Here is a 14,295-nt window from a genome sequence, read left to right on the forward strand (position 1 = left end):
ACTCACCCGCCCAGATACGCCGCCGACAGCGCCGGGTCGGCGGCCAGCTCCGCCGCCGGACCGCCACGCACCACCTGCCCGCGCCGCAGCACGCAGCCGGAATGGGCGACGCGCAGGGCGATGGCCGCCACCTGCTCGCACAGCAGGATGGTCGTACCACGCTCCCGGCAGACGGACTCGATGAAGCCGAAGATCTGCTGCACGATCACCGGGGCCAGCCCGAGCGACGGCTCGTCGAGCAGCAGATAGCGCGGCTCGTGGATCAGCGCCGCCGACAGGATGACCATCTGCTGCTGGCCGCCGGACAGCATCCCCGCCGGGGTCTGCCGCCGCGGCGCCAGCATGGGGAACTGATCGTAGACGCGGTCGGCCACCGCGCGGAAGCTGCCGCCGCGGTTGCGGAAGTCCCAGGCGACCTTCAGATTCTCCTCCACCGTCATGCGGTGGAACAGCCGGCGCCCCTCCAGCGCGTGGGACAGGCCGCGCCGCGCCCGCTCGTGCGGAGGAAGCCGCGTGATGTCGTCGCCGTCCAGCGTGATGCGCCCCGCCGTCGCCGGGACCAGGCCGGAGATCGCCTTCATCAGCGAGGATTTGCCGGCCCCGTTGGCGCCCAGGATGGCGGTGATGGTCCCCGGCTCGGCGCGCAGCGAGACGCCGCGCACCGCCTCCACCGGTCCGTAGCGGACCTCCAGCCCGTGGATTTCCAGGCCCCCCACAGGATTGATCCGGTCAGGCATGGACGGCCTCCCCCGGCTGGGTTTCGGTGCCGAGATAGGCGGCGACCACCGCCGGGTCGCGGTACATGCCGGCCATGCCGCCCTGGTAGATGACCCGCCCGCTGTCCAGCACGACCACGCGGTCGACCAGCTCGTTGAGGAAATCCATGTGGTGCTCGATCAGGATCACGCCGACACCCCGTTCCTTCAGATGGCGGACCAGTCCGCCCAGCCGTTGCAGTTCGACCTCCGACAGGCCCGCCGCCGGCTCGTCGAGCATGACGAGGCGCGGGTCGGCGAGGATGACGCGCGACAGCTCGGTCATCCGCTGGTCGCCGTAGGGCAGGTCGCGCACCGGCGTGTCGGCCAGATGCGACAGGCCGGCCATGGCGATGATGGCGTCGGCGCGGCCCAGCATCGCGGCATCCTCGCGCAGGGCGCCCGGCAGGTTCAGCGCCGCCGCCAGCGGGTTCTGCCGGTAGAGCCGGTGCCCGCCGAGCAGCACGTTCTCGCGCACCGTGAAGGCGGGGACGAGCCGCGGATCCTGGAAGGTGCGCAGCGCTCCCCGCCGCGCCACCGCGTGGTCGGGCAGGCCGGTGATGGCGCCGCCGTCGAAGGTCACGCGCCCGTCGCCCGGCCGGTAGATGCCGCTGATGATGTTGACCAGCGTGCTCTTGCCCGACCCGTTCGGCCCGACGAGGCCGAGGATCTCCCCCGCCCCCACGGTGACCGACGCGTTGTCGAGCGCCCGCAGCCCGAGGAAGCTGATGGACACCCCCTCCGCGCTCAGCAGCGGCCCGCTCCCCGATGGTTTCGGAACGGCGGGCGGCGGGGCGGGCAGCGGCGCCACGTCCTTGGCGAAGCGCGGGCGCGGCAGCAGCAAACCGGCCAGCCCGCGCGGCAGCAGGACGAAGGACAGCAGCAGGATCAGGCCGTAGACCATGAACTGGTACTCGGCGAAGATCTGGAGCTTCTCCGGCAGATAGGTGAAGACGACGGCGCCCAGCACCGGCCCGGCCAGCGTGCCCAGCCCGCCGACCACCGCCATCACCAGCACCTCCACCGAGCGGTGCAGCCCGAAGGTCTCCGGCCCGAGATAGCCGACGAGATGGGCGTAGAAGCCCCCCGCCAGACCGGCCAGCGCGGCGCTGAGCATGTAGGCGTTGCGCTTGGTGCGGGCGCGCGGCACGCCGATGCTGCCGGCCGCCACTTCGCTGACATGGATGGCGAAGAAGGCGCGGCCGAAGGGGCTGGTGACGAAGTTCCGCAGCAGCCACACCACGCCCGCGACCACCGCCAGCATGATCTGGAAATAGGCGGTCGGGCCGACGGACCAGCCGAACAGGGTCAGCGTGCGCAGGCCGGGCGACGGCACGCCGCTCAACCCCATCATGCCGCCGGTGACCGAGGTCCACTCGCGCACCACCTCGTAGAAGATCATGCCGAAGCCGAGCGTCATCATGGCGAGGTAGAACTCGCGCACCCGCCCGGCGGCGAAGGACAGCAGCCAGCCGCTGAAGGCCCCCATCGCCGCCCCGGCCAGCAGGGTCAGCGGCAGCGGAAGGCCGAAGTTCTTCATCAGCAGGGCGGAGCCGTAGGCGCCGATGCCGAGAAAGCCGGCGTGGCCCAGCGAGATCTGACCGGCGACGCCGGTCAGCAGGTTGATGCTCTGGGCCAGCAGGACGTTGACGAGAAGGAAGGACCAGATCTGCACGGTGGCGCCGCTGACGAACTCCGCCGCGACGCCGAGCGCCACCAGCAGGGCCGCGACCACCGGGGTCCGGGTGAGGAAGGAGAGGAGATTCCGCATCGCTGGCCCTTACACCTTCGTGAATTCCTTGCGGCCGAACAGGCCCTGCGGGCGGATGGCGAGGATCACCATCAGGATGGCGAAGGCCATGCCGTGTTCGGCGGCGGTGGAGACGTAGCCGCCGACCAGCTTCTCGATGACGCCGAGAGCGATGCCGCCGACCAGGGCGCCGGCGGTGTTGCCCATGCCGCCGAAGACCGCGGCGACGAAGCCCAGCACCATCAGGTTGAAGCCGAAGCTGGGATCGACGGTGCCGGTGATCTGCGCCACCATCACCCCGGCGATGCCGGCCAGCACGCCGCTGGCGACGAAGGACAGCACGATCACCCGGCGCACCGGAATGCCGGCCAGCGCCGCCGCGTCGGCGTCGTGCGACACCGCCCGCACCGCGCGACCCCAGGCGGAGCGGCGCAGGAACAGCTCCATCGCCACCATCAGGGTGAGCGACAGGCCGAGCACGGCGAGATACTGCGACGACACCTGGACCCCGGCGACGTCCACCGAATCCAGGCTGTCGAAGACCAGCGACGGGAAGGCGATGGCCTGCGACCCGAAGACGCTGGAGACGAAGCCCTGGAGGAAGATGCCGAGCCCCAGCGTGGACACCACCCAGCCCATGCTGTCGCCGGACTTCAGCAGCGGGCGGATGGCGATCCGCTCCGCCACCACCATCAGCCCGCCGGCCAGCAGGATGCCCAGCGGCACGGCGAGGGCCGCGGGCATCCCGGCCCCCAGCATCGCCACCGTCGCCACCGAGGCGGTCATCAGCAGCGAGCCCTGGCCGAAATTCAGCGTCCGCGTGGTCCAGAAGGTCAGCGACAGCCCCATGGCGATGAGCGCGTAGACCGCGCCGACGCAGACGCCGGCGAAAACGAGTTGCAGCACGAATTGCATGGCGTCGTCCTTTTTCTTCCCTCTCCCCTCCGGGGAGAGGGTTAGGGTGAGGGGGTCCCGCATCGCCTGCGCTTTCCGTCCCCCGACATCCCCCTCACCCCGCCTCTCTCCCCAGAGGGGAGAGGGGGGATCGCTCCGGAGACGAAAGGAGGAGAGAGGGAACCCCGTCAGTTCCTGACGATCGTCAGCCCGATCTTGTCGCCGCTCTTCACGTACTCGAAGATCGCCACATCCTCCGGCGCGATGGCGTGGTGCTTGGTGGCGGAGAAGGAATAAGTGGCGTTCACCCCGCGCAGCCCCTGGATGCCCTCGATGGCCGTCGCGATGGCCTTGGGATCGGTGGAGTTGGCGCGCTTGATGCCCTCGAACAGCACGTCGGCGGCGTCGTAGGCGTTGCTGACCGACAGCGACATGAAGATCTGCGGGCGCTGCGGGTCGTTGCCCCACCAGCGGTCGGTGCCGTACTTGGCCTTGTAGGCGTCCGCGAAGCCCTGGGCCGCCGGGTTCAGCGTCTCCTCGCCGAAGACGTAAACCATGGAGCCGCGCGTGCCGGTCACCAGATCACCGGCGGCCTCCTGGTAGGGGATCGACAGGGCGCCGTTGGAGGCGACCAGCGGCACGTTGAAGTTCAGCCGCGCCATGGTGCGGCGGATCACCGCCAGATCGGCGCCCAGCCCGACGCAGACCACCACGTCGGCCCCGGCCCGCTGGAGGCGGGCGATCTGCGCCGTCACGTCCTGGGCGCGCTGGTTGTAGGTCTCCGTCGCCACCACGGCACCGCCCGCCGCCTTCAGCTCCTTGGCGATCATGTCGGCGCCGGACACGCCGTAGGCCGTGCTCTCATGGACCAGCCCCGGCTTCTTGAACTGGCTGGCGACGTAGCGGCCGAGCACCGTCGATTCGACGTCGTTCTGCAGCGCGAAGGAGAAGACGTTCGGGCGCGGCTTGCCGCCGTCCGGGTAGGTGACGGTCGGGGTCTGCGCCACCGGGTTCATGTAGGGGCGCCCGTCGGCGGCGGCCATCTCGATCACCGCCAGCGTCGGGCCGCTGCCCGCCGGGCCGATGATGGCGACCAGCTCCTTGTTGTCGAGCAGCCGGCGCATGTTCTGCACCGCGCGGTCGGGCACGAGTTGGTCGTCGAGCAGCATCGCCAGCTCGATCGTCTTGCCGTTGATGCCGCCCTTGGCGTTCCACTTCTCGATGGCGAGTTCGACGCCGCGCCGCCCACCCTCGCCATACTCGTTGTAGGGGCCGGTCAGGGCCGAGGTCATACCGATCTTGATGGTGTCCTGCGCGGCGGCGGACCCGGCGGACAGCGCGAGCGCCGAGGTCAGCGTGACGGCGGCCCCGAGCAAGCGGATGACGGAACGACGGTGCATGGCGCTTTTTTCCTCCCTTATGCGGCGGGGCCTGCGACCCAGCCTTTTTGAATGAACCATGAGTCATTTTTCATCGAGAATGTAACGCGCGCCAACTGTCCGCGCAACGGTGTATTTGAGCGGGATGCACTTGACGCCGAAGCCGCACCAAACCATCCCGCCGGGCAATCGCATCTGGCCTTTATAGCCCTCTCCCCTCTGGGGAGAGGGTGGCCCGAAGGGCGGGTGAGGGGGTTGCGCATGGCGATATGTCCGGCAAAAGCGCATCCCCCTCACCCTAACCCTCTCCCCGGAGGGGAGAGGGAACTTGTGATAGCCCCGCCCAGCAGGGGGAAGCCGGGATGCGAACAAACAGACTGCTTGACTGAAACATGAATCATCATTCATTGTTTGGTCGACCAACGGAGCATCGACTCCGCACCGCGCTTTCCCACACACACCGGCGGAGCGCGGAAGAAACGCGAAGGGAGGCATCCATGCCGTCATCCGCCGCTCAGGCAGATCCGATTCCGGCCAACCCAATCCCAACCGACCGGCGGCTGGCGCTCCACCGCACCATGCAAACGATCCGGGCGACCGAGACGACCCTGTCCCGGCTGTTCGCCGACGGCGAGATCCCCGGCTTCATCCATCTCAGCGTCGGGCAGGAGGCGGTGGCCGCCGGGGTCGTCGGCGCGCTGGGGCCACGGGACAGCTTCGCCACCACCCACCGCGGCCACGGCCATGTGCTGGCCCGCGGGGTGAAACTCGACCTCTTCTTCAAGGAGATCATGGGGCGGGCCGGCGGCATCTGCGGCGGGCGCGGCGGTTCCATGCACGTCGCCGACCTGTCGCTGGGCGTGCTGGGGGCCAACGGCATCGTCGGGGCCGGGCTGCCGCTCGCCACCGGAAGCGCGCTCGCCCACCAGACCCGGCGCACCGGCGGCGTGGCGGTCGCCTTCTTCGGCGACGGCGCCATGGCCGAGGGCGCGCTGCACGAATGCCTGAACATGGCGGCGCTGTGGAAACTGCCGATGGTCTTCGTCTGCGAGAACAACGGCTGGTCGGAATTCTCGCCGACCTCCACCCAGTTCGCCGCGACTCTCGACAAGCTGGGCGCGGCCTTCGGCGTGCCCCACCGGAAGGTGGACGGCAACGACGTCGCCGCGGTGGCCGAGGCCGCCGCGGAGGTGGTGGAGGCCGCCCGCAACGGCGGCGGCCCGCGCATCCTGGAATGCCTGACCACCCGCTGGCACGGCCATTTCGAGGGCGACCCGCAGCGCTACCGCAACGCCGACGAGATCGCCGGCCTGCCGCGGAACGACCCGCTGCGCCGCTCCGCCGAGGCGCTGCTCGCCGCCGGGGTCGAGGAATCGGCGCTCGCCGCCCTGGTCGACGCGGTGGACGCCGAGATTCGCGACGCCCTGGAGGCCGCCCGCGCCGACGCCCTGCCCGACGTGGACGCCGCCTTCCGCGACGTCTACACGCCGACCGCCACCCTCACCGCCGGGGCCTGACCTCCGATGCCGAAGCCTTTGCGCTATGTGAACGCCGTCGCCCAGGCCCTCAACGACGCGATGGCCGCCGACCCCGCCGTGATGCTGATGGGCGAGGACGTGGCCGCCGCCGGCGGGCCGTTCAAGGCGACCCGCGGCCTGCTCGACGCCCACGGGCCGGAGCGGGTGCGCGACACCCCGATCTCCGAGGCCTCCCTGGTCGGCGCCGCCGTGGGCGCCGCGCTGACCGGCATGAAGCCGGTGGTCGAGATCATGTTCATGGATTTCGTGACGCTCGCCATGGACGCCGTGGTCAACCAGGCCGCCAAGGCCCGCTTCATGTTCGGCGGGCAGTGCAGCGTGCCGATGGTGCTGCGCACGCCGCACGGCGGCGGGCTGAACGCCGGGCCGCAGCATTCGCAGTGCCTGGAGGCGTGGTTCGCCCACATCCCCGGCCTGCGCGTCGTCTGCCCGGCCACCGTCGCCGACGCCTACAGCCTGCTGCGCGCCGCCATCGAGGCGCCGGACCCCGTCGTCGTCGTCGAGAACAAGGCGCTCTACGCGCTTCAGGGCGACATCGACGTGAACGCCCCGCGCGCGGTCGGCAAGGCGCGCATCGACCGGGCGGGCCGCGACGCCACCATCGTCACCTACGGCGCCACCCTCTACGCCGCCCGCGCCGCCGCCGACCGGCTGGCCGCCGAGGGCATCGAGGCGGAAATCGTCGACCTGCGCTGGATCCAGCCCTGGGACGAGGAGGCTGTCTTCGCCTCCGTCGCCAAGACCCACCGGGTGGTGATCGCGCACGAGGCGGTGCAGGCCTTCGGAGTCGGGGCGGAGATCGCCGCGCGCATCGCGTCGGACGCCTTCGACGACCTCGACGCCCCGGTGCTGCGGGTCGGCGCGCCCTTCATGCCCATCGCCTTCGCCAAGACCCTCGAAGCGGCCTATCTGCCCGACGCCGACCGGATCGTCGCGGCGGTCAAGAGCACGCTCGCCTGAACGCCCCACGGGAGGACCAGCATCATGACGGACGAACGCCCCATCCTGACCAGCCGCGACCGCGCCGTGGGCCTGATCACCATCAACCGCCCGACGACCCTCAACGCGCTGGACGTACCGACCCTGCTGGAGCTGGAACGGGCGCTGGGCGAGCTGGAGGCCGACGACGGCGTGCACGTCATCGTCGTCACCGGGGCCGGCGAGCGCGCCTTCGTGGCCGGCGGCGACATCGCCGACCTCGACAGCCGCCAGGGCCTCGCCCACTATCTCGACTTCGCGGAGGTCGTCCACCGGGTGTTCCGCCGGTTCGAGACCTGCGACAAGCCGACCATCGCCGCCGTCAACGGCTGGGCGCTCGGCGGCGGGACCGAGCTGGTGCTGTCGCTCGACATCCGCATCGCCGCCGACAGCGCGAAGTTCGGCCTGCCGGAAATCAACCTCGGCCTGTTCCCCGGCGCCGGCGGCACCCAGCGCATCCTGCGCCAGATTCCCGCCTGCCGGGCGCGCGAGCTGGTCTTCACCGGCGACCAGTTCACCGCCGCGGAGGCCGTCGCCTGGGGGCTGGTCAACCGCGCCGTGCCCAAGGCCGAGCTGATGGCCGAGGCGATGGCCACCGCCCACAAGATCGCCGCCAAGTCGCCGCTGATCCTGAAACTGACCAAGCGCACGCTGCGCCACGGCGCGGAAATGCCGCTCGGCGCCTCGCTGGCCTACGAGCAGGCGATGATCGGGCTGGTGCTCGACAGCCGGGACGCGCACGAGGGCTGCCGCGCCTTCCTGGAGAAGCGCAAGGCCGCCTTCACGGGGCAATGACCATGGTCCGCGAACTGGTGATGCCCAAGCTGGGGCTGACGATGACCGAGGGGGTGCTCGCCGAATGGCGGGTGTCTCCCGGCCAGCCCTTCCGCAGCGGCGACGTGCTGCTCGTCGTCGAAACCGACAAGATCGCCTCGGAGGTCGAGGCCGACAGCGACGGCGTGCTGATCGAGACGACCATCCCGGCCGGCGAGACGGTGGCCGTCGGCACCCCGATCGCCCGCTGGTCCGCCGATGGCGCGGGCGCCGCCCCCGCTCCGGAGCCGGCGGAGACGCCCGCCGCGAAGGCCGCCCCGATACCCGCCCCGACGCCCGGCGCCGCCAACGCCCGGCCCCTGCCCGCTCCGGTCCGCAGCAACGGGGAGCGCATCCTGTCGACTCCCCTCGCCCGCCGCCGCGCCGAAGGGCTGGGCGTCGATCTAGCGGCAGTGACCGGAAGCGGCCCGCGTGGCCGCATCAAGGTCGCCGATGTCGAGGCGGCGGCCCAAACGCGGCCCACGCCCCAACCAGCGCCCCAACCCGAGCCCCAGGCGCCAAAGATCGAGACTCCCGCCGGGGAACGGTCGAAGCCCACCACCCTTCAGGCGACCGTCGCCCGCCGCCTGACCGCCGCCAAGCGCGACGTGCCGCACTTCTACCTCGCCGCCGAGGCCGAGGTGACGGAGCTGGCCGCCCTGCGCGACCGGCTGAACGCCGACACGGAATCCGGGCTCCAGCGGATTTCGATGACCCATCTGGTGCTGGCCGCGGTCGGCCGGGCGCTCGCCGTCATGCCGGAGATGGACCGGGTGTGGGACGACGAGGCTCCCGGCGGCGCGATCCTCGCCCTGGGCCGGGGCGACATCGGCATGGCGGTGGACACCCCGCGCGGGCTGGTCGCCCCGGTGCTGCGCGGGGCGGCGGCCCTGCCGCTCGACCGGCTGGCGGAGGAGGCGGCGGCGCTGACCCGCCGCGCCCGCGACGGCCGCCTGACCGAAGAGGACTTCCAGGGCGGCGCCGTCACCGTGTCGAACGCCGGCATGCACAACGTCACCTACATGACTTCGATCATCAACCCCGGCCAGTCGAGCATCCTCGGCGTCGGCAGCGTTCGCTCCGTCTTCCGTCCCGACGCGGCGGGAGCCCCGGTGCTGAAACGCGAACTCGGCCTCGTCCTGTCGGCGGATCACCGGCTGTTCGACGGCGTGACCGCCCTGGCCTTCCTCAACCGCATCATCGCCGGGCTGGAGCGGCCTTTCCGCCTGCTTCGCGCACCCTGAACCAAAGCCGCCTGACCTGAAAAAGAGACCTCCCATGGACTTCCAGCTTTCCGAAGAACAGCGCCTGATGATCGAGACGGCGTCGCGCGTCGGCGCCGAGTTCGGTCCCGACTATTGGCGCGAGCAGGACGCGAAGAAGAGCTTCCCGACCGAGGCCTGGGCCGGCATCTGTGAATCCGGCCTCGGCGGCGTCTCCCTGCCGGAGGAGTATGGCGGCTCCGGCCTCGGCATGCTCGACATGGCGCTGGTGGTGGAGGCGCTGTCGGCGGCGGGCGGCGGCTCCACGCTGGCCCAGCTCTTCATGATCAACCCGATCTTTGGCGGCGTGGCGCTGGCGAAGTTCGGCAGCAAGGCGCAGAGGGACGCCATGCTGCCCGCCCTGATCCAGGGCAAGCTGAATTTCTGCATGGCGCTGACCGAGCCGAACGCCGGCTCCAACAGCCTGGAGATCCGGACCTTCGCCCACGCCGACGGCCAGGGCTGGCGGCTGAAGGGCCAGAAGATCTGGATCACCGGCGTGCCCGACGCGCAGAAGATGCTGGTGGTCGCCCGCACCACCCGGCTGGAGGAGGCGGGCCGCCGCACCGCCGGAATCAGCCTGTTCCTGATCGACGTCGACCGCGAGGGGCTCAGCCACCAGCCGATCGAGAAGGTCGGCACCAACACGCTGGCTTCCAGCACCGTCTATTTCGACGACGTGCGGATCGAGCCGGACGAGCTGATCGGCACGCTCGACGGCGGCTGGCACCAGCTTCTCGACGTGCTGAACACCGAGCGCATCGTCACCACCGCCGGACTGGTCGGCGCCGGCAGCCTCGCCATCCGGCTGGCGGTGGACTACGCCAAGGACCGCAAGGTCTTCGGCGACAAGCCGGTGGCCGCCTACCAGGGCGTCCAGTTCCCGCTCGCCCAGGCCCACGCCGAGCTGCAATGCGCCCGGCTGATGAACCTGAAGGCGGCGTCCCTGTGCGACACCGGCCTGCCCTACGGCAGCGAGGCCAACATCGCCAAGCTGATCGCGGCGCAGGCGGCGTCCCACGCCATCGAGCGGTCGATGCAGGCGATGGGCGGCATGGGCTACGCCAAGGAATACCATGTCGAGCGGCTGTGGCGCGACGCAAGGCTGTTCCGCTTCGCCCCGGTGTCGGAAGAGATGGTGCTGAACTTCATCGCCATGCACGATCTCGGCATGCCGAAATCCTACTGAAGCGGATTACGATCCGCTTCGGACCGCGACCGCGGTCCCGGCCGCACATGCGGCCGAAGCCCGACCGGCACGTGAGGTCGTATAGACAGCGAAGCCGGCGGGCAACGCCGGACGCACATCCCGAGGGAGGGGATACCCGTGGTCAATCTGAGCGCCTTCATCCGATTCCACGCGCTGCGCACGCCGGACCGGCTGGCGCTGGTCTATGGCGACCAGCGCATCAGCTACGCCGACTTCCTCGACCGCATCGGGCGCATGGCCGCCTTCCTCCACCGGCGCGGCGTGCGCGAGGGCGACGTGGTGGCGGTGGTGATGAAGAACAGCGCCGCCTTCCTGGAGATCGCCTTCGCCGCCAGCCACCTCGGCGCGGTGTTCCTGCCGATCAACTACCGGCTGGCCGCCCCCGAGGTCGCCTTCATCACCGGCAACGCCGGCGCGGTGCTGGTCTTCGCCGACACCGAGCTGGCCGGGGCGGTGGAGCGCGAAGCGAACGCCATCCTGGTCGACGCGGCGGCGCAGGCGGACGGGCGGGCGCTGGCCGGGACCGAGGGACCGGTGCCGCCGATGCGGGTGCGCGGGACCCAGGACCTGTTCCGGCTGATGTACACGTCGGGCACCACCGACCACCCCAAGGGGGTCATGCATTCCTATGAGAACTTCTATTGGAAATGCATGGACCATGTGACGGCGCTGGGGCTGACGGCGGAGGACCGGCTGCTGGCGGTCGGGCCACTGTACCATGTCGGCGCCTTCGACCTGCCGGGCCTCGCGGTGCTGTGGCTGGGCGGAACGATCTGCCTGCTGCGCGACTTCGATCCCGACACGGCGCTGGCCGCCATCGAGCGCGAGAAACTGACCGGCGCCTGGTTCGCCCCGGTGATGGTCGGGCGCATCCTGTCCCATTCGGAGCGCGGGCGCTACGACGTCTCCAGCTTGAAATGGGCGATCGGCGGCGGCGAGCGCACGCCGGAGCAGCGCATCCGCGAGTTCACCGGCCTGTTCGCCAACGCCCGCTACATCGACGGCTACGGCCTGACGGAGAGCTGTTCGGGCGACACGCTGATGGAGGCCGGGCGCGAGATCGAGAAGATCGGCTCGACGGGCCGGGCGCTCGCCCATGTGGAGATCGACATCCGCGACGATGCCGGCACCTCCCTGCCCGCCGGGGACATCGGCGAGATCTGCCTGCGCGGCCCGAAGGTCACCAAGGGCTACTGGAAGGACCCGGAGAAAACGGCGCGCAGCTTCTACGGCGACTGGTTCCGCACCGGCGACGTCGGCTATCTCGACGCCGACGGCTTCCTGTTCCTGACCGACCGCAAGAAGGACATGATCATCAGCGGCGGCGAGAACATCGCCTCCTCGGAGATCGAGCGGGTCGTCTTCCTGCTGCCCCAGGTCGTCGAGGTCGCCGTCATCGCCGTCCCCGACGAGCGCTGGGGCGAGGTCCCGGCAGCGGTCGTGGTGCTGAAGGAGGGCGAAAGCCTCGACGCCGAGACGCTGGAGCAGCACTGCCGCCGGCACCTCGCCGGTTTCAAGATTCCCAAGCGCCTGCTGCTGCGCGAGGCGCTGCCGCGCAACCCGTCCGGCAAGGTGCTGAAGCGCGTGCTGCGCGACGAGCTGGCCCCCGCCCATCCGGAGGACACCCCTTGACCGCTCCAGACTTGACCGCTCCCGACACCCTGGCGGCGGCCATCGCCCGCTTCGTTGCCGGCCTGACCCTGGACAGCCTGCCGCCCGACGTGGTGGAGAAGGCGCGGGTCTGCCTGCTGAACGGCTACGGAATCGCCCTCGGCGGCCACGGCACGCCCTACGCCCCGGTGGCGCGGGCGGCGGCGCTGGCCCTGCACGGCGAACGATCCGACGGCGCCACCATGCTGGGCGACGGGCGGCGGACCAGCATCCCCGGCGCCGCGCTCGCCGGCTCCGCCCTGTTCCACGGCCGGGCGCAGGAGGACACCTGCGGCGCCGCCCACATCGGCGCCGTGCTGATCCCGCTGCTGACCGCGCTGGTCGAGGCCGGGGACGGCCCCGTGGAACGGCTGCTGCCGGCCCTGGTCGCCGGCTACGAGGCGGGCGGGCTTCTGGAGAACGCCTTCTCGCCGCTGACCACGCCCGCCGGCCTGCGCGCCTCGCCGCTCTACGGCACCTTGGCCGCCGCCGCCGGGGTGGCCTACCTGCTCGGCCTGCCGGAGGACCGCGTCGCGGCGGCGCTCGCCAACGCCGCCTCCTTCACCGGCGGCATCCTGCAATCCTTCGACGACGGCACCGACGAGTGGCGCTATCAGGTCGGCGTCGCCGCGGTGAACGGGTTGACGGCGGCGCGGCTGGCGGCGGCGGGCTCGGTCTCGGCCCCCCGCGCCTTCGAGGGCCGCACCGGCTTCGTCCGCGCCTTCGCCCGCACCGGCTGCGACCCTGCGGAGCTGGCGGCGCGGCTGGGCCGCGACTGGTCGATCCACCGCGTCACCTTCAAGCCCTACCCGGTCTGCGCCTTCAACCAGACCCCGGTCACCGCGGCGCTCGCCCTGCGCGAAGAGGTGGCAGGCCGGGCCATCCGGTCGGTGACCGTGCGCATGAACCCGTTCGAGACCGGCTACGCCGGCATGGATTCCAAGGGGCCCTTCGCCAGCATCTCCGGCACGCTGATGAGCATTCCCTTCTGCATCGCGCTGACCCTGCTGCGCGGCGTGCCGACCATGGAAACGATGACCCGCTACGACGACGGCGCGGTCAACGCCCTGGTCGAGCGGGTCGCTCTCGTCCCCGACGAGGCCGTGCGGCGGCTGTGCTGCGCCATCGAGGTCGTGCTGGAGGACGGCACGGCGCTGACCCGCCGCCAGGACATGACGACCGACGACTTCGCCCTGCCCTGGGAGGCGGTGAGCGCGCTGGTCCGCCGCATCGGGGACGAAACCGGAGTGCCCGCCGACGCCTACGACCGGATCGGGCGCTTCGCCCGTGCCCTGCCCGACGCGACGATCGGCGATGTGCTGGAGGCGTTCGGGCGGCTTCCCGATCTTCCGCATCAGGCGTCGGTTTCTCTCGTCAAAGACGTGACGAACGGCTAAATCCGGGGTGGAGAGGGAGATTGCGGGCGATGGCGGCGATGGGTCGGACGGCGGGAAAGAAGACGCGGGTGCAGCGGTCGGAGGAAGTCCGCGACGCCCTGTTCCAGGCCGCCGCCGAGGTGGTGGGGGAATACGGCTACATCGACGCCTCGATCACCCGGATCACCCAGCGGGCGAACCTGGCGCAAGGCACCTTCTACAACTACTTCGCCTCGCGTCAGGAGATCTTCGACGAGCTGCTTCCGGTGCTGGGCGCCAAGATGCTGGCCCACATCCGCCAGCAGGCCAGCGGCGCCAAAACCTTTCTGGAGAAGGAGGAGCAGTCGTTCCGCGCCTTCTTCTCCTTCCTCAAGCGCATGCCCTATTTCCTGCGCATCCTGAACGAGGCGGAGATCTTCGCGCCGAAGGCGCACCGCCAGCATTTCCACAACATCACCGGCGGCTACATGCGCTTTCTGCGCAACGCACGCAAGAACGGCGAGATCGCCAACCTCGGCGACGAGGCGCTGGAACCGCTGGTCTACATGCTGATCGCCACGCGCGGCTATCTCGCCCTGCGCTACACCGACGAGAACGGTGTGGTCAATCTGCCCGAGGAGGCCGTCCGGATGTACCTTCAGCTTCTCGACAAGGGCCTTCTGAGCAAAGAGCCGGACGGCCGGTAGGAAA

General features: G+C 70.6%; 12 protein-coding genes. 8 read left to right on the forward strand and 4 right to left on the reverse strand.

The genetic code is table 11. The features are described from left to right. Positions 1-2: 2 nt before the first annotated feature. The 4 genes from DXK32_RS03845 to DXK32_RS03860 form a co-directional block, all read right to left on the reverse strand. Positions 3-737, reverse strand: coding sequence for an ABC transporter ATP-binding protein (locus DXK32_RS03845; protein ID WP_114857318.1), 735 nt, complete (start codon positions 735-737; stop codon positions 3-5). Beyond that, positions 730-2,526, reverse strand: coding sequence for a branched-chain amino acid ABC transporter ATP-binding protein/permease (locus tag DXK32_RS03850; protein ID WP_114857319.1), 1,797 nt, complete (start codon positions 2,524-2,526; stop codon positions 730-732). The genes DXK32_RS03845 and DXK32_RS03850 overlap by 8 nt, the downstream gene beginning before the upstream one ends. Positions 2,527-2,535: 9 nt before the next feature. Continuing rightward, a complete protein-coding gene (locus tag DXK32_RS03855) occupies positions 2,536-3,420 on the reverse strand; it encodes a branched-chain amino acid ABC transporter permease (RefSeq protein ID WP_114857320.1) in 885 nt (294 codons plus the stop codon). 167 nt (positions 3,421-3,587) lie between these two features. After that, positions 3,588-4,799, reverse strand: a complete 1,212-nt coding sequence (locus DXK32_RS03860; protein WP_114857321.1) for an ABC transporter substrate-binding protein — start codon at positions 4,797-4,799, stop codon at positions 3,588-3,590. Positions 4,800-5,275: 476 nt separating this feature from the next. On the opposite strand from DXK32_RS03860, the gene DXK32_RS03865 reads away from it, so the two are divergent. From DXK32_RS03865 to DXK32_RS03900, 8 genes are all read left to right on the forward strand, one after another. Then, positions 5,276-6,295: a thiamine pyrophosphate-dependent dehydrogenase E1 component subunit alpha gene (locus tag DXK32_RS03865; protein ID WP_114857322.1), complete on the forward strand. Its 1,020-nt coding sequence runs from the start codon at positions 5,276-5,278 to the stop codon at positions 6,293-6,295. A 6-nt stretch (positions 6,296-6,301) separates the two neighbouring features. Further along, positions 6,302-7,276 carry an alpha-ketoacid dehydrogenase subunit beta gene (locus DXK32_RS03870; RefSeq protein WP_114857323.1) on the forward strand — a complete coding sequence of 325 codons (975 nt, stop codon included), beginning with the start codon at positions 6,302-6,304 and terminating at the stop codon, positions 7,274-7,276. Positions 7,277-7,300: 24 nt separating this feature from the next. After that, positions 7,301-8,089, forward strand: coding sequence for an enoyl-CoA hydratase/isomerase family protein (locus DXK32_RS03875; RefSeq protein WP_114857324.1), 789 nt, complete (start codon positions 7,301-7,303; stop codon positions 8,087-8,089). Between the two features lie 2 nt (positions 8,090-8,091). Continuing rightward, entirely contained in the window at positions 8,092-9,351 is a 1,260-nt protein-coding gene (locus DXK32_RS03880) for a dihydrolipoamide acetyltransferase family protein (protein WP_205215638.1), read from the forward strand. Between the two features lie 34 nt (positions 9,352-9,385). Further along, positions 9,386-10,558, forward strand: a complete 1,173-nt coding sequence (locus DXK32_RS03885) for an acyl-CoA dehydrogenase family protein (protein ID WP_114857326.1) — start codon at positions 9,386-9,388, stop codon at positions 10,556-10,558. 138 nt (positions 10,559-10,696) lie between these two features. Then, positions 10,697-12,211: an AMP-binding protein gene (locus tag DXK32_RS03890; protein ID WP_114857327.1), complete on the forward strand. Its 1,515-nt coding sequence runs from the start codon at positions 10,697-10,699 to the stop codon at positions 12,209-12,211. Beyond that, entirely contained in the window at positions 12,208-13,626 is a 1,419-nt protein-coding gene (locus DXK32_RS03895) for an MmgE/PrpD family protein (RefSeq protein WP_247876962.1), read from the forward strand. The genes DXK32_RS03890 and DXK32_RS03895 overlap by 4 nt, the downstream gene beginning before the upstream one ends. Before the next feature lie 29 nt (positions 13,627-13,655). Beyond that, positions 13,656-14,291, forward strand: a complete 636-nt coding sequence (locus DXK32_RS03900) for a TetR/AcrR family transcriptional regulator (RefSeq protein WP_247876963.1) — start codon at positions 13,656-13,658, stop codon at positions 14,289-14,291. The last annotated feature ends 4 nt before the right edge of the window (positions 14,292-14,295 follow it).

The sequence above is a fragment of the Azospirillum brasilense genome (genome assembly GCF_003349955.1).
GTDB lineage: Bacteria > Pseudomonadota > Alphaproteobacteria > Azospirillales > Azospirillaceae > Azospirillum > Azospirillum brasilense_B.